Origin of the sequence: Geomicrobium sp. JSM 1781026 (assembly GCF_041949955.1) — a bacterium.
Taxonomy (GTDB): domain Bacteria; phylum Bacillota; class Bacilli; order Bacillales; family Marinococcaceae; genus Geomicrobium_A.
In genome coordinates this window covers 159,185-175,667 of the sequence record NZ_JBHFQF010000009.1, presented here as the reverse complement: position 1 = coordinate 175,667, position 16,483 = coordinate 159,185, and the positions used below count along the sequence as shown (strand labels likewise).

Genomic DNA, 16,483 nt, shown 5'->3' with positions numbered 1-16,483 from the left:
CAAAACTTGCTTGTGATCGCCTGACGGAACGTATGAACGAACATCACGCTTAAATTTTTGAGAGCAACCTTATTCTGATAGGATTTATCTGTGCTTTTTTAAGAGGAAGACTTATGAAATTGATTCACTTAAATGAATTTATGAGGCATTTGGACTTCTTTCTATACATCGTGGCCAAGTAGTCAGAAAAATGAACCGTGTCGCTCTTGTGCTCTGGAGTGTCAAGAAAACACGGTGGGCGTTTTTTGACCACCGTTGTTGCCCTTATAGTCTGGACTGCATAGAAAACACGGTCGCTGTATTTGGGCCACCGATGTTGCACTTGTAGTCCGGACTACAAGCATCCAGAGAGGCATATTTACTTTTTTTAAAACGAGTAACCCCACTCCTTTCGGGGTGGGAGTTACCAGTTAGTAGATTGACGTATACGTCAGAGAGAGCCAATCGCTAAAATCTTTAGTCGATGTCTCTTTTTGTGGTGTTGCGATGAGTTGCCGCAGTCGGTCAACTTTTGCGGACAACGAATCGGTGTCCCCTTCTTTTTGTACGGTTTGATAGAGGGTGGCTGCTTGTAGATAGCTCTTTAGTTCAACGGCTTGGGACCCAAAGTCAGCCGTGGCGAAATGATACTCTTGGAGAATACCTCCGAGGTCATGTGGGGTGGCAAGAGACAAATAGTCGCCTGCTTTATCTGCCCATACGTGAGGCAAGTCACGTGTGGCAATTTCCCCATTCATGATGGCTTTTTCTAGTTCATAGCCAATTTGCAAATGCAGAGGCACCATGAGTTCGCTTGAATCATTTTTGACGATAGTGAAATCAACAGCGTTCATGCCAGCGTGAATTTCATCAATAGAGTAACGGTGAATGGCATCAGGTAAGTGCTCTTTGCACTGTAGAAAAAATGATTTGCTTTTGCTAATAAATGAGGAGAACAGCAGTCCGTATGCTTGTTGCATGCTGGCAGGTACTTCTGCTTGTAGCAAGTGATTGCTCGTTTGCGCGAACAAGCTTTGTCCACATGAATAAAGCGTTTCTTTCATCATCTTCTTGAACTCTTTTGCAGATGGAGCAGAAATGCCTACGCGTACGTCCTCTGGTGATAATGGAACGAAGAAAGGATGAATTGATGAATCGATGCGCCCACTCTCAAAGTCAAAGTTTGTAAGTTCAAATAAAGATTTTGCAACATCCATTTGTTCTTCAATTTCGATCTCTTCGAATAGGAAGCCAGTTTTCGGTTGTTTGTTTGATTGTTTCACGTGGGAGAGTAGTGGTAAAACGACTTCTTGCAATTGTTGGAACCACGCATCTACTTGCTCAGAAGTGAGACCGTCTTCTCGGAGATCTAAAATGGCACCGTACCGATCATCTCCGAAGCCTGCGTAATCGGCATAATCCATTTGCAATGCTACCAGCCGGTCAAAAAACGGCCGGAAAACGGAAAAGTCGTTTGCTTTTCGTGCTTCTGTCCACATTTGCATCGCCTTGGCAGCGTGTTTTTCATATTTGGTATACCACTCGTAAGGAATCTTTTCTAAACGACGTGCTTGTTTTTGAATATAAGTAAAACTCGACAACATTCCAGTAGGTAAATCATTTGGATCTAATTGTTCAACGACTTGTTTTACAGACTCTGATGTGAGATGTCTGTACGTATCTTCGGCTAATGTACCCATTAAGTTTGCTCTCATTTGAGCACCTTTCGTAGATCCATACATATAGCTGTCCCAACGCAAAAGAGCTAGGCTATGTTCATTGGCAATGAGTCGTTGCAAAACAACTTCGAATTCTTGTTCTAAACTTCTCGTTACAGGTGGCATCGTTTCACTCCTCAAAGGTAAGTTCTCTCTCAGCATTTGCCAAACATTGGTGAACTATTCCTTTAAAGTATGTTTTTTGGATTGCTGGGGATAGTAAGAACACTAGCAAAGAGGAGGGACTATACCGACGTGATGACGAATGAACAAATGGATAAACAACCTACCTTAGAACATATTACCGTGCTCAGAGGGGCCATTATCCGATCTTTAATTGTGTACGCGATTGCATTTATTGGTCTATTTATATTGCTGCGTTTTTATATGGATGTTCTCATTGGAGATGCAAATCTAGTGATGTTAGGGCCACTAGATGCGATTAAACTTTACTTCACACTTGCAGGTGTGCTCGGTCTAGGGTTTTCTGCACCGTACTTGGCTTTAGAAGCTTGGAATTTCGTAAAACCTGCGCTAAGCAAAAAAGAAGCAAGTATTCTTTTTAACTACATACCGGCGATATTTGTTTGCTTTATCATTGGATTAGCATTTGGTTTTTTCGTCATCCATCCGCTTGCTTTTTCATTTTTAATCGAATTGGGTGAGCTTCACTTTGATATGATGATTACCGCATCTGAATATTTTTCTTTCGTAGTCATGACAACCATTCCAGCTGGATTTTTGTTTGAGCTTCCGTTAATCATTATGGCGCTCACATCGTTTGGACTCATCGATCCTTATTCCCTCGGGAAAATTCGTAAATACGCTTACTTTGTGCTGTTCTGTATTTCTGTCCTCATCACCCCACCAGACTTTTTGACCGATATTCTCGTCGTCGTTCCGTTTATCATTCTTTACGAGATTGGAATTCTACTCGGAAAATATATTCATAAACGTAAACCGAATCGAGTTGCTGAGGGAACATAAAAAAACTGAAGGAACAAAAGTTCCTTCAGTCTAAGTCTAGGTCGGCGACACGTGTATAATAATTACAAATGGCGCGCAGTCCTTGGTCGAAGTTTTCAAGGTGAAAATGTTCATTGGGGGCATGGAAATTCTCAGATGGAAGCCCGAAGCCCATCAAGACAATCGGCACATCTAGAATCTCACTAAAGGTTTCGGCAATCGGCAAGGATCCACCCATGCGTGTGTATGCCGTTTTTTCATTGTAGACAGACTCGAGCGCATCACCTGCTGCTTGGATGGCCGGGTGATCATACGGTGTTAAAAACGGCTTGCCTTTATCAAATGGTGTCGTCTTTACTGTCACACCTGCTGGAGTGTGTGCTTCAATATGCGCATACAACTTTTCCAAAATGTCATCTGGGTCTTGTCCAGGAACGAGACGGCAACTTATTTTGGCAGATGCTTCGGATGGCAGAACAGTTTTCACGCCTTCTCCTTGAAAACCACCATGCATGCCATTCATTTCAAGCGTGGGTCGTACCCATGTCCGCTCTAAGAAGCTGTACCCGTCTTCACCGTACAATTCAGGGACGTCGAGCTCTTTAGTAAGGGCTAGTTCATCGAAGTTCAACGCATCATAGGCGCGACGTTCTTCATCAGTAAGTGCGATAACCCCATCATAAAAGCCATCCACAGTAATTTTCCCTTTTTCGTCATGCATGGATGCAAGCAGTTTCGTTAATGCGTGAAGAGGGTTTTGTACACCGCCGCCGTAAAGGCCGGAGTGAAGGTCCCCTTTTGCTCCCTTTAGGTCCACTTGCAACCCAGCAAGCCCACGCAAGCCATAGCATACCGTCGGTTTCCCTTTCTCAATCATCGTCGTGTCAGAGATAACGAGAACGTCAGACTGGAGCTTTTCTTTGTACGTATCCACGAACGCGTCCAAATTCGGACTGCCCACTTCTTCTTCCCCTTCAATCATTACTTTTACATTGATTGGCAATTCACCGTTGACATGCATCAATGTCTCCAACGCTTTAATGTGCATAAACGTTTGCCCTTTATCATCTGTAGCCCCGCGTGCATAAATTTTGTTATCACGGATACTCGCCTCAAAAGGGGGCGTTTCCCACAGTTCAAGGGGGTCGACAGGTTGAACATCATAATGCCCATAAATGAGTACCGTCGGTTTATCACTCGCATGGAGCCAATCCCCATAAACGACAGGATGACCGTTTGTTTCCATAATCTCAACGTGCTCCAGACCGATTGTTTTCAGTTGCTCGGCAGTCCATTCCGCGGCTTTTCTTGTATCCTCTTTATGCTCAGATAATGCACTCACACTCGGGATGGCAAGGTAGTTTTTCAATTCTTGCAAATGACGTTCACGATTGGCTTTTAATTGCTGTTCAATTTGTGACATAGGTGCCCTCCTCAGTTTTTCTTACTCTTTACTATTTTGCCATCGGTTTTATAAGAGCGCAAACATTCCTAAAGACACTTGTATTTATAGGATTTTCAGTAGTATAATTCCGAAAGCTTCTAAAGGAATTGTAAAGCTCAGAAAGGAACGATGAAATGAACAGATTAGGCAAATGGGTGCCTGTGTTATGCCTAACCCTTCTCCTAGTTGGCTGTGATTTTGAAGAGAGCGGGGGCGCAGAAAGAGATCCAGGTGGAGAAAGTGTGTGGAACCATGCAGAAATTGTATTTTATGACGTAGGGCAAGGGGATAGTACACTTCTCCGTGATGGTGAAACTACAATTCTTATCGATGCAGGTAGACACGATGATGATCGCATTCTTTCGTACTTAGAAGAGGATGAGGTTGGAACGATTGATCTTTTAGTTTTAACACACCCTCATGCAGACCATATCGGTAATGCCGATGTCATTTTGGATCAATATGACGTGTCAGAAGTGTGGATGAGTGGGGAAGAACATACATCTTTAACGTATGAAAGAATCGTTGACGCTATTCTTGAGAGTGATGCGGATTATGAAGAACCACGCGCAGGGGATGATACAAACGTTGGACAATTCCAAATTGAAGTTGTAGGGCCTGATCAACTGACGGGAAATCTTAATGATGGTTCTATTGCGATGCGCGTGGAGGTTGAAGGAGTGAAGATGCTGTTTACAGGTGATGCGGAAGAGGACGCCGAAGAACAAATGCTCGAACAGCCAGAACGTCTACAAGCCGACATTTTTCATGCAGGGCATCACGGTTCATCGACGTCAAACACGGCCCCGTTCTTAGATGCAGTAGATCCTGAAGTTGCGATCTATTCTGCTGGTGCAGACAACGAGTACGGTCATCCTCATGATGAAGTGGTCGAACGTATACACGAAAAAGGCATTGATTTGTTTGGAACCGCTGAACATGGCGAAGTGTATGTCATCATTGAAGATGGAGAATGGGAATTATATACCGAACGCTAAAATTCAATAGCCGGTGATCGCAGGTTTGGGCATAAGTTTTTATGAATGTGAGATTTACGCTCTAGCGTTGGCCGAGCGCAAGTCATCATGTTTAACCTTAGAGGTCACGAATAGAAATATTTGGGATTTTTAGGAGATCTAGATCGTGGGAAAACGTCGGTTTTTACCAAATACTGGGCGATCTATATAAGTTGAACTAAAGAATTTCTTCAAAAGCCAATGGTAAACCAACCGTTAACGTCAAAAATTCAACGTCATTGAAGATCAATGTTAATCGTTCACAGTAGACGTAGCAATGAATCGTTTCTATGACCACCGTTCAGTGTCACAATTAAGCTCCTCTAGCACAACAATGTCGCCTCTTCAGTACCGTTGATTGGAACGAAATGCGGTGAAAAAGGAACGAGACGAGGCCTCGCAGGTCGTCAGAGGTTCATTGAAAAATGTATAACAACGTTTCGTTTGCTATAAATAGAAAATCCCACGTAGACCCTGTCTATGATGGGATTTTCTTCAAGGAGGAACCATTTTTAGCCGGAATTCCCACATAGAAAGGCGATAACCCCACATAGACGGTTCTATGATGGGATAATGTACTATCGCAACGCTCCATATAGTTGAAATCCCCACATAGGTCATAGGTCGGACCTGCTTGTTCGCGTTAACGAGTAACTTAGAGAGTGAGACGTTATTTTTCAGTGACCTTGCCGTAAGACAGAGTCTAGGCTGGTCATAGTCCGGTACAATACCGAACTTTAACCAGCCAATCAGCCTCATAATATAAATTTTAACTTTTGGGGGGTCACTACCCAATCAGGAAAATCTAAAGTTCACACTATCTAGATCATTTTTCACGACTTTCTGCACCAGCGATAGCTCCTTAGTTTTGGGGATTTCTAGGTGAATGGCGATCTAGATCGCTTTGAAACTCCACAGCTTAAGAGACGCTAGTCCATCTCTGAACATTCGTTTCTACACCGAACGTCAACTTTGCTTTATCCTAGCAAGCATCAACACCTTCGGAGCCGAAGATAAACCGAACGGTCTATGGCATGACTTGTGCTGACGGCTTGTTGGCTTTTGAGACTAAAAGAAGTGGTGGAGTTTCTTAGACGAGTGTTTGAAGCGGAGGCTTCATGTAGTTACAACCTCAAGAACCTGTGAATTTCTTTCCTTCAACGGATCTTTATCGCTCCTAGTTCGAATACATTGTCTGTATATTTAAACTAGGAAAAAAATAACATCTTGTCTATCACGAGATAAAAAGCTACAATGATCTTGATCATATTATTGCAAGGATCGATAAGGGGGATAAAAAGTGAGAAAATTCAAAAGGGGAATTGTTAGTGGTGTTGCTGTTTTAACGTTTGCAGGCTTGATGGCAGCATGTTCAAGCGATCCTGTTGATGAAGACACGGTGGAAGAAGGCCCAGATACTGAGGAAACAGAAGATGATCCTGATGATGAAGCAGATGACGATGACAATGGGGATGACACTGCTGAAACGGGAGAGGCACAACAAGGTGGGAATTTGCAAATAGCTGTATTCCGTGATGCTGTATCTCTTGATCCGCATGGTTCGAATGACACGGCTTCTACACATATCCGAACGAATATTTATGAAAAGCTCGTCAATCATGATGAGAATATGGAAATTCAACCTGAATTGGCTGAAGACTTTGAACAATTGGATGAATACACATGGGAGTTTACTTTACGTGAAGATGTAACGTTTACAGATGGCACACCGTTTAATGCGGAGTCTGTTCAAGCGACATTAGAGCGTGTACTCGATGAAGAGACGGCTTCACCGAAGAATTTTATGTATGAAATGATTGATGAGATTGAAATTGTTGATGACTATACGGTTCAAATTATAACTGAATTCCCGTTTGCGCCATTAGCAGCAAACCTTGCCCATGACGGCGGGGGAATGATCAGTGCCCAAGCGATTGAGGAAGAAGCGAATGGTGAGCGAAACCTCGACCTTGAGCCTGTCGGTACGGGACCATTTATGTTAGAAAATTGGGATCAAGGCAATGAAGTCGTACTCACGAGAAATGAAGACTATTGGGGTGAGTTAACCTACCTTGATACCGCAACGTACAGCGTCGTGCCAGAACAATCGACACGGATTGGTCAGTTAGAGACTGGTGAAGCACACGTTATTGATGACATTGAGCCGATTAATATGTCACAAATTGAAAGTCTTGAGAACGCTGATGTATCAACTGTTGAGAGTTTACGTCTTGATTATATCGGGATGAACAATGAAGTGGAGCCATTTGATGATCCTGATGTTCGCCGAGCGATTGCAATGGCAGTGGATAAATCAACGATCGTTCAAGGTATCTATGAAGGGTATGGATCAGAAGCGATTGGTCCTTTGAACCCTCTCGTATTTGGGTATAGTGAAGGGTTGACGCCTTTGGAGTATGACCCAGAAGAGGCCCAAGAATTGTTAGATGCAGCTGGGTATGAAGATGGATTTGACGCATCGCTACTCGTGGATGAATCGAACCCACTAAGCATTCAAATGGCTGAGATTGTTCAAGATCAGTTGAGCGAATTTAATATTAACATCTCTCTTGATCAACAAGAGTGGAGTTCATTACTCGATAATTCAGCGAATGGTCAGCACGACATGGTCGTTCTCGGCTGGACGACAGTTACAGGAGACGCCGATTACGGGATGTACTCGTTGTATCATACTGATGAGCACGGGGCTTCAGGGAACCGTACATTCTATAGCAATTCAGAAGTAGATGACCTGTTAGACGAAGCTAGATATGAAGAAGATGACGATCGAAGAGTAGAGCTGTATGCAGAGGCGCAACAAATTATTATTGACGATGCACCAAAGATTTTTACGGTGCATGATGAGTTTAGAGTTGGTATTTCCAATGATGTTGAAGGATTTATCCAACTTCCAAATGGTGTATATGACATTAGTGGTGCGTATTTAACAGATGGAGATGACGCAAGTTATTAACCATAGGTAAAAAATGCGCTCCCCCATAGGGATCGGGGGAGCGCATTTTTTCTTTGGAAAAAAACAGTAAATTTTTTAAAAAAGTAGTTTGTTATTTATTTTGATCTGTTAAAATAAGTGGATCAGTGTCGGTAATGACGATGGTGTGCTCAAACTGTGCAGACCGTTTTCCATCCAGTGTCCGGACTGTCCAGCCATCTTCATCCAAGTACATATCAAAAGTTCCTTCGTTGATCATCGGCTCGATGGTGATCACCATACCTTCTTGGAGAAGATGACCGGTTCCAGGCTCGCCAAAATGCTGGAAAACAGGAGGCTCGTGAATGTGTCTACCTATGCCATGAGCGAGCAGATCTCTGGCTACGCTAAACCCATGAAGTTCTGCATGAGTTTGAATTGCACAGCCGATGTCACCTGTACGATTGCCAACCCGGGCCTTGTCAATCCCTTTATAAAGGCACTGTTTTGTAACGTCCAACAGCCTCTTGGCACACTCATCGACCTGGCCTATCGCATACGTCCAAGCAGAGTCCCCCTTCCATCCATCCACATCAAAAACGGTATCTATCGTGACAATATCTCCATCTTGAAGTGGGGTTGGATTTGGAAAGCCATGTGCAATGACATCATTAACAGCCGCACAAGTTGCAAACGGGTATCCTTTGTAACCAATTTGTGCACACGTTACGCCGTTCCGTTTCGCGAAATCACGAACAAATTTTTCAATGTCAGCAGTAGATGTACCTGGTATCATTATCGACCGCAATGACTGATGCATGAGGGCTACATATGCACTCGGAATTTTAAGCTTCTCAATTTCATCGTTATGTCGTTGCATACACGTGTACTCCCTCCTAGTGTGAACTGAGAGTTAGTGTATGAATACACATCGGAAATGGTGGCACCGGTTTTTACACATTCATAGTTAGGACAAATGTTGGCAACCTTAGAAGCAACAGCTCATTAAAGAGAGGCAAGTGGAGAAATGAAAAGAATCGACAATGTGTTTTTGATTTCAGTAATTATTATTCTTTTGCTCGTGATTGTCGGATCGGTCGTTCCGAATTGGTTGGAAAATGCAACAGCATTGGCGCAAGACTTTATTAGCAATACGTTTGGATGGTACTACTTAATTCTAGTCACAACATTCCTTATCGTGACGTTGTACTTTATGTTCGGCCCGATGGCAAAGATGAAGCTTGGAAAGCCCGACGAAAAGCCAGAATTTAGCCGTCTTTCTTGGTTGTCGATGTTGTTCAGTGCCGGTATGGGTGTCGGGCTCGTGTTTTTTGGGGCTGCAGAACCGGTTAGTCATTATGCAATTCAATCACCAACCGGTGAGTTAGGAACAGATCAAGCAGTGAGCAACGCCATTATGTTTACGGCCTTTCACTGGGGTCTACACGGTTGGGGAGTGTATTGTATTCTTGCACTAGCCCTAGCTTACTTTAACTTTAGGCATGATCGACCAGGCCTAATTAGTTCGACGTTGCATCCTATTTTAGGAGACCGTGTTAACGGACCGATTGGTAAAACGACGGACATAATCGCGGTGTTGGCAACGGTAACAGGGGTTGCAACAACGATTGGACTGGGTGCTACGCAAGTGAACGGCGGTATGGCATTTGTTTTTGGATGGGAAATGAATTTTTGGACCCAAGTAGGCATCGTTGCTGTTGTAACAGTACTCTTTCTCGCTTCCGCTTGGTCAGGTTTAGATAAAGGTCTTCGGATTTTAAGCAACTTGAACATGTCGGTTATCGGCGTTATTTTCTTGTTATTACTCGCTGCTGGACCGACATTGTACGTTCTCAACATATTCACGAACACGATTGGTGAATACTTGCAAAACTTACCAAGGCTTAGCTTTAGAATCGCCCCGTTCAATGAAGAAAATCGACAGTGGGTAAACGATTGGACGTTGTTCTACTGGGCTTGGTGGATTTCTTGGGCTCCGTTTGTCGGCATCTTTATTGCAAGGGTTTCACGCGGGAGAACGATCCGAGAGTTCGTAACAGCAGTGCTACTCGTGCCAACAGTCATCGTGTTTATTTGGTTCTCAGTATTTGGAGGGGCTGCGATCGCTCTAGAACATAATGGAGTTGCGGTTATCTCAGACTTCATAACGGAACAGATGTTGTTTGCCACCTTTGAGAATTATGGTTTTGGTACATTAATGTCCTACTTAACATTGTTTGCGCTGTTCGTATTCCTTGTAACGTCAGCAGACTCCGCTACGTTCGTGCTCGGAATGTTAACGAGCAATGGCTCAAATAGCCCGCCGAATCGCTTGAAAATAATTTGGGGCGTGCTTCTTTCTGCAACCGCACTTGTCCTGTTGTATTCAGGTGGTTTGCAAGCATTGCAAAATACGCTCATTATTGCGGCATTACCGTTTTCTGTCATCATGTTGCTCATGCTTATTGGGTTGATCATTGTGTTAACAAAAGAGGGAAAACAATTAACTAAAGAAGGAAAAGAATTTAAAAAGCCGAAGGCATAAAATAAAGCCACAACGTTCTTCTTTACGAACGCTGTGGCTTTATTCTTATTATGAAACGACCCTCAGGCCAACGACAGCAATAATAACGAGAAGGATAAAGAAAATTCGGGCCCGATCTTTGGATTCTCGATAGAAGATCATGCCTATGAGTGCACTACCAACCGTCCCAATCCCTGTCCATACTGCGTAAGCGATACCGAGTGGAATCGTATTCATCGCTAGTCCGAGCAAAGTAAAGCTAATGATAAAGCCGACGATCAAAACAGCGTACCCCTTTTTCTTTTGGCCAGCGGTGATCATTTGAATGCCTGTGACACCAACCACTTCGAACAACCCGGCAATAATTAATACGATCCAGCTCATTCAACGCCCTCCTTTTGCTCTTTGCTGTCTCCAGTCACGACTTTTAGGCCGATGACACCGATGAGTAAAAGCAGTAGAAACAGTAGCGTGCCCACGTTCATTTCGGCTCCGAAAAAGAAATAATCAACCATAACCGTACCCGCTGTTCCTAAGGCGACAAAAACAGCATAAACCGTACTCGTAGGAAGTTGTGTAGCAGCACGTATGAGTAACATGAAACTAACAATAATGGCGACGACGGTAAAGGACCATTGTGTGAACGTGTCAGCATATTTCAAGCCTGTCGCCCAACCGACTTCAAATACAGATGCTATAATAACGAGTAACCACTGAATGTTCATAAGAAACGTCCTTTCGATGTATTAACGAACGGTCGTTAGTGTATCATGGGGACATAGAAGAAGCAATACAATTGGAGAAGGTGATACAAGTGACAACGAAAGAGCGAATTATTCAAGCGGCACTGACTCATTTCGCAGAACACGGATATGAAGGAACAACATTAGCCATGATTGCATCAGATGTTGGCATTCAGAAACCTTCCCTTTATAACCACTTTAAAAATAAGGAAGAATTGTATCTGTATATTGCAGACAAAGTGATGTCAGAGCTAATTGAAAACATGAAAAGCAGTATAACAGCATATGAAAAGCGACCGATTGATGAAAGGCTAAAGCAACTGCTTATCTCGAGTTCTGACTTTATTATCCGTAAGCAAAAAGGGATGATGTACAAGCGATTTATGATTTTCCCTCCTGCGCCGTTGAAGGAATCAGTGAGAAATATTGCTATGGCTGGAGACGCTGAGATTAATGCGTTACTTGAGCAGCTGTATGAACAAGGGGTCGATGAAGGATTCGTGAAGATTAGTCAATCGACGTTCCTATCAAGTTATTACGTATTACTAGACGGCCTATTTACAGAAGGATTCATTTATGAGGAAGAAGATTTTAGAAATCGTTTTGAAGATGCCTGGCATGTATTTTGGAATGGAATTTCAAGATAGGCACACGTACGGTTTTCGATACATACGATGTCACAAATCCCTAGTGTTGGGAAGGAGTGGCACGATGATCAGAGTTAGTTTGTGCATGATTGTGAAAGATGAAGAAGAGGTACTCGGTGGATGTTTGGCATCTGTGAAAGATTGCGTAGATGAGATTGTTATCGTCGATACCGGCTCCAGTGATCGCACGAAAGAAATCGCTGCTCAATACACAGAAAACGTGTTTGATTTTGAGTGGGTAAATCATTTCGCCAAAGCAAGAAACTTCGCTTTTTCCAAAGCGACAGAACCATTCATCATGTGGCTGGATGCAGATGACATCTTATCTGAAGAGGACCAACTGAAATTAAAAAGACTGAAGGGAGACCTAGATGAGACGACCGATGCGGTTTCGATGAAGTATCATCTTACCTTTGATGCGAATGGCGAACCGATGTTTACTTATCGAAGACACCGCATCGTAAAAGCTGCCTGTGGATTTGAATGGCAAGGAGCCGTACACGAATTTTTGCAAGTGGGTGGAAATATTGTCACATCAGATGTTGCGATCACACACCGTAAAGAACAGAAAACTGTTCAGACCAATGCGGACCGCAACATTAACATTTATGAGAAAATGATCAACGACGATGAACCCTTCACCCCCCGAGATCTTTTTTATTATGCCAATGAACTAAAAGAAAGAGGCAGACACGAAGAAGCGATTAATAAATATGAAGAATTTATGCAAACGAAACAAGGGTGGGTGGAAGATGAGATTCGCGCCTGTCAGGCAATGACCCATTGTTATTTAGCCATTGATGAGCCAGACGAAGCTGTTGATCAAGCACTCAGGACATTGAAGCTAAAAGAACCCCGCCCTGAAAGTTGTTGTATGATCGGCAATCACTTTCAACAAAAGTTAGACTTTGAGAACGCCCTTTTTTGGTATCAAATGGCGGTTCAACAACGAGAAGGTGATTCTCTGAATTTTGTGAATCATGCTTATTCAACGTGGTATCCGTATTTGCAACAGTGTGTTTGTTATTTCAGATTGGGAGATATTCCGAAGTCCAAAGAAGCAAATGAAAGAGCAGCTGAAACGATGCCAGAACATGAAAGTGTTATCCAAAATCGCAAACTGTTTGCGGATTTGGAAGAGCAAAACAAGGCAGAAGCTGAATCTTAAGACAAGTAGGCTTATGCAGGTTCCAACCTCCACTGTTTGCATAAGATGTATGGAATCCCAAATAAACATCGATCACTTTGGAGGTGAAGAAGCATGAACTTTAATCTATTTAACCCGAACAGAGGAAACCGCAGTAGCGGTTGTTCTGGTATTGAAATAAATAACAACTTAATTAATGGTCCTGGATTCGTAGGTAATGGCGGAGGGTTCCCGACAGTGCCAACCGTTCCAACGGTGCCAACTGTACCAACAACACCAACGATCCCAACAACGCCTACCATTCCAACAATCCCTACTATTCCTACGATCCCAACAACGCCAACAATCCCAACGGGTGTTGTAGCCCCTACGGACACATTTGCTTTTGCTGCTAACTTGACGGCGCAAACGTTGACACTTATTGCTGCTGGAACGAACGTACCACTACCAGATGGCCAGAACTTAAGCAACATTACAGTGGATGCAGCCAACGAAGTCTTTACAGTGAATGATTCTGGACAGTATCTCATTAGTTACGATGTCAATCTTACAGCTGCAGTTCTTGTCAGCGCTCGCGTAACACAAAACGGCGCGGTCATTCCTGCATCTGAAGTATCCCCGTTAGCTGCTGTTTCAAACTTGTCTGCTAGCGTGGTTGTACCGTTGACTGCTGGAGACACAGTGTCCTTGCAACTAGCAGGACTCATTCCAACGGTTCTACAAACAGGTCAAGGAGCTAGTTTAACAATTGTACGTTTGAGTGCGACAGAAGGCTAAGTTTAAGCTGTTGAGAACGTCCCGTTCTCAACAGCTTTTTTCATGAAGAAATCCGCAATGTCGATCACTACGGATTAAGGATGGAGTCTTTTTAGCGCTTGCTTCAAGTCATTCCAAATGTCTACATAATGCTCAAGGCCGACAGATAATCGGATGAGGTTATCAGTAATGCCCATCTCCTGACGTACTCCTGCAGGGATACTGGCGTGTGTCATAGATGCAGGGTGTTCAATAAGTGTCTCTGCATCCCCCAAACTCACGGCAAGTGGAATCAGTTTTAGATGATTCAAAAAAGTGAATGCTTCATCTTTACCCCCGTTCAAGTAAAAGCTAATCATTGCGCCGCTTTTGTGCATCTGTTTTTTTGCGAGGTTGTAATCAGCGAATTGGGGCGTTCCAGGATATAAGACTCGGTCTACCGACGGATGCTTTTGTAGGCGATCGGCAATTTTCTTAGCATTTGAACAATGACGGTCCATACGAACGGCGAGTGTCTTCATCCCACGAAGCAATAACCACGCATCAAAGGGGCCGAGTACTGCGCCGAGATTTTTTTGCGCGTATGAGTGAATATCTTTCATGACAGGAGTATTTCCTGCGACAACGCCAGCAATCACATCGCCATGCCCGCTAATATACTTCGTTGCGCTGTGTACGACTAAATGTGCGCCAAGCTCTAAAGGACGTTGTAAATAGGGAGTAGCAAACGTATTATCGACAGCTAGTAGTAAATTATGCTTCTCTGCAATCTCAGCAACTGCTCGTATGTCAGTCATTTTCATCGTAGGATTAATTGGCGTTTCAACAAAAAGCATCTTCGTATTTGGGGTAATCGTTTCGACCAATGCCGTTTGGTCGTTCATATCCACATAACTGGATGCAATTTTGTAGCGACTTGAAAATTCTTCGAGCAATCGATATGTCGCGCCGTAAATCCCATCCGAAACAATCACATGCTCCCCGCTCTTTAAGTGTGAAAGTAAAACGGCCGCAATCGCCCCCATACCCGAGCCAAATGCAAGCGCTTGATCGGCTCCCTCTGCGGTAGCCATCCGATCCTCGAATGCTTTTACTGTAGGATTTCCCATGCGGGAATAGACAAAACCAGGATCGTTTCCAGCAAAACGAGCCTCACCAATTTCTGCTCGCTCAAAAGAAAACGTGCTCGTTTGATAAATGGGAGGAGTTAAACTACCATACTGATCTTTCGTCGTTTTATGTGAGCCATGTATATATTCGGTTTCTTTTCGCTTGCTCATAAAATAGCACACCTTCCATAAATTTCTATTCGGATGTATAAATTCAGAAATGTTCACCAAAACTAAAGGTAACCAAATAAAGGGAGGCCTATCAATGAATAAATCCGAACTCATCAGTGTTGTTGCTGATAAAAGTGACTTGACGAAAAAGCAAGCAGAAGTTGCGGTCAACGCCACCTTTGAAGCAATCACTGAGCATCTGCAATCAGGGGACCGTGTGCAACTTATCGGTTTCGGTCAGTTTGAAACGAGAAAACGTGAGGCGAGAACCGTGCGCAACCCAAGAACTGGCGAAGAGATTCAAGTATCTGCAAGTTTATCACCCGCGTTTAAGCCTGGCAAACGACTTAAGCAAGCCGTTAATGTTTAGAGTTTGCGTCTAAAAACAGTTTACGCTGAATAGGTATAATCTGTTCAGGGTGACCTCTGCTTTTTCTGTGTTTACTGTTCGACGTCGAAGGGTATAGTAGGTAGAACGTGAGTTCACCCTAACACCAAGAACATATTGAAAGGGTAGAAGAGTATGGCTGTTGAATATTACTCTCGGAATCAGAATTATAGTAAGGAATTCCTTGTGCAGAAACTATTGTCTTTAGATATTTATAAAGTCGGAGATAAACAATTATACGAACTAACCGCTCGAGAACTGAATGATGAATTCTCTAGACAAATGAATATAGGATAACTTTACGAATGCTCCCGCCTGTTGTGAAAACAGGCGGGTTTTTTCATGAGTACTGATTTTGACGATATCAGTTGAACTAAAGCATTTCACGCGATTAGAGGCGACTTCGTTAACGCCAAAGCGTGCGAAACAAATGAATAATTGATTGAGGGAATGAAGAAGGCTTTGGCAGTTGACGGTTCATTTTTTGCAAAGCGCTACATCTGCTTCCATAAACGCCTGATTGAAAGTAAATGACTAACGTTTGGAGGCAAAATGAAATCAAAGTGGCATCGATGGGTGATTATTTTTCCAATCCAAGCTCTTTGGAAACAAACAACCTTTTTAGCTACCTCCAACATCGATGGAAAACTTCGACCGGTTCTAAGGCCTTGGAAAGATGAGGGAAGTCTAATATCATACGTAGAATTCACACTAAATCAGGTCTATTCGTATCCTTGTTATGAATTTCTATGTTGTGTAATTTGACACTGCCAGAACCTATGAAAGTGATGGCAGAGAGTGAGCCGTGTCAACTTTACACAAACATCAAAGCTCGTTACATAAAGCTCCCGTATTTGCTCGTAGCCATATCTCATTTACACACTTTTTTTCCAAATGAGAAAGAGTTTATTTGCTCGAATCTTACGATGCGTTGTGCGAAAAA

15 protein-coding genes are annotated in these 16,483 nt (G+C 43.2%); 9 read left to right on the top strand and 6 right to left on the bottom strand.

The genetic code is table 11. The features are described from left to right. Nucleotides 1–410: 410 nt before the first annotated feature. Nucleotides 411–1,823 carry a gluzincin family metallopeptidase gene (locus ACE1TF_RS16435; protein WP_375018381.1) on the bottom strand — a complete coding sequence of 471 codons (1,413 nt, stop codon included), beginning with the start codon at nt 1,821–1,823 and terminating at the stop codon, nt 411–413. 132 nt (nt 1,824–1,955) lie between these two features. Between ACE1TF_RS16435 and tatC the strand changes: the two genes are divergently transcribed. Then, nucleotides 1,956–2,684, top strand: coding sequence for a twin-arginine translocase subunit TatC (gene tatC / locus ACE1TF_RS16430; protein ID WP_375018393.1), 729 nt, complete (start codon nt 1,956–1,958; stop codon nt 2,682–2,684). A 25-nt stretch (nt 2,685–2,709) separates the two neighbouring features. Here the strand turns inward: tatC and ACE1TF_RS16425 are convergent, their stop codons facing one another. Beyond that, nucleotides 2,710–4,086 carry a dipeptidase gene (locus ACE1TF_RS16425; protein ID WP_375018379.1) on the bottom strand — a complete coding sequence of 459 codons (1,377 nt, stop codon included), beginning with the start codon at nt 4,084–4,086 and terminating at the stop codon, nt 2,710–2,712. Nucleotides 4,087–4,241: 155 nt separating this feature from the next. Here ACE1TF_RS16425 and ACE1TF_RS16420 point away from each other — a divergent pair, with 155 nt between their 5' ends. Both ACE1TF_RS16420 and ACE1TF_RS16415 read left to right on the top strand, forming a co-directional pair. After that, nucleotides 4,242–5,105, top strand: a complete 864-nt coding sequence (locus ACE1TF_RS16420; RefSeq protein ID WP_375018377.1) for a ComEC/Rec2 family competence protein — start codon at nt 4,242–4,244, stop codon at nt 5,103–5,105. A gap of 1,318 nt (nt 5,106–6,423) precedes the next feature. Beyond that, nucleotides 6,424–8,097, top strand: coding sequence for a glutathione ABC transporter substrate-binding protein (locus ACE1TF_RS16415; RefSeq protein ID WP_375018375.1), 1,674 nt, complete (start codon nt 6,424–6,426; stop codon nt 8,095–8,097). Between the two features lie 91 nt (nt 8,098–8,188). On the opposite strand, the gene map is transcribed toward ACE1TF_RS16415, so the two are convergent. Beyond that, nucleotides 8,189–8,935 carry a type I methionyl aminopeptidase gene (map, locus tag ACE1TF_RS16410; RefSeq protein WP_375018373.1) on the bottom strand — a complete coding sequence of 249 codons (747 nt, stop codon included), beginning with the start codon at nt 8,933–8,935 and terminating at the stop codon, nt 8,189–8,191. Nucleotides 8,936–9,082: 147 nt separating this feature from the next. Between map and ACE1TF_RS16405 the strand changes: the two genes are divergently transcribed. Continuing rightward, entirely contained in the window at nt 9,083–10,600 is a 1,518-nt protein-coding gene (locus tag ACE1TF_RS16405; protein ID WP_375018371.1) for a BCCT family transporter, read from the top strand. A gap of 48 nt (nt 10,601–10,648) precedes the next feature. Here the strand turns inward: ACE1TF_RS16405 and ACE1TF_RS16400 are convergent, their stop codons facing one another. Together ACE1TF_RS16400 and ACE1TF_RS16395 are read right to left on the bottom strand one after the other, a co-directional pair. Further along, on the bottom strand, nt 10,649–10,963 hold the full coding sequence (locus ACE1TF_RS16400) for a DMT family transporter (protein WP_375018369.1): 315 nt from the start codon (nt 10,961–10,963) through the stop codon (nt 10,649–10,651). Further along, on the bottom strand, nt 10,960–11,304 hold the full coding sequence (locus ACE1TF_RS16395) for a DMT family transporter (protein ID WP_042423076.1): 345 nt from the start codon (nt 11,302–11,304) through the stop codon (nt 10,960–10,962). Before ACE1TF_RS16395 ends, ACE1TF_RS16400 begins: the two co-directional genes overlap by 4 nt. A gap of 80 nt (nt 11,305–11,384) precedes the next feature. On the opposite strand from ACE1TF_RS16395, the gene ACE1TF_RS16390 reads away from it, so the two are divergent. The 3 genes from ACE1TF_RS16390 (at nt 11,385) to ACE1TF_RS16380 (ending at nt 13,893) form a co-directional block, all read left to right on the top strand. Next, nucleotides 11,385–11,969, top strand: a complete 585-nt coding sequence (locus ACE1TF_RS16390) for a TetR/AcrR family transcriptional regulator (RefSeq protein WP_375018391.1) — start codon at nt 11,385–11,387, stop codon at nt 11,967–11,969. Between the two features lie 64 nt (nt 11,970–12,033). After that, complete coding sequence (locus ACE1TF_RS16385) at nt 12,034–13,137, top strand: tetratricopeptide repeat-containing glycosyltransferase family 2 protein (protein WP_375018367.1); 1,104 nt, start codon at nt 12,034–12,036, stop codon at nt 13,135–13,137. Between the two features lie 93 nt (nt 13,138–13,230). Then, nucleotides 13,231–13,893 carry a BclA C-terminal domain-containing protein gene (locus tag ACE1TF_RS16380; RefSeq protein WP_375018365.1) on the top strand — a complete coding sequence of 221 codons (663 nt, stop codon included), beginning with the start codon at nt 13,231–13,233 and terminating at the stop codon, nt 13,891–13,893. 74 nt (nt 13,894–13,967) lie between these two features. Here the strand turns inward: ACE1TF_RS16380 and ACE1TF_RS16375 are convergent, their stop codons facing one another. Further along, entirely contained in the window at nt 13,968–15,152 is a 1,185-nt protein-coding gene (locus tag ACE1TF_RS16375) for a trans-sulfuration enzyme family protein (RefSeq protein ID WP_375018363.1), read from the bottom strand. A gap of 94 nt (nt 15,153–15,246) precedes the next feature. Between ACE1TF_RS16375 and ACE1TF_RS16370 the strand changes: the two genes are divergently transcribed. Both ACE1TF_RS16370 and ACE1TF_RS16365 read left to right on the top strand, forming a co-directional pair. After that, nucleotides 15,247–15,522 carry an HU family DNA-binding protein gene (locus ACE1TF_RS16370; protein WP_042398332.1) on the top strand — a complete coding sequence of 92 codons (276 nt, stop codon included), beginning with the start codon at nt 15,247–15,249 and terminating at the stop codon, nt 15,520–15,522. Nucleotides 15,523–15,675: 153 nt separating this feature from the next. Beyond that, nucleotides 15,676–15,837 carry a Fur-regulated basic protein FbpA gene (locus tag ACE1TF_RS16365; RefSeq protein ID WP_081829060.1) on the top strand — a complete coding sequence of 54 codons (162 nt, stop codon included), beginning with the start codon at nt 15,676–15,678 and terminating at the stop codon, nt 15,835–15,837. Nucleotides 15,838–16,483 lie beyond the last annotated feature (646 nt).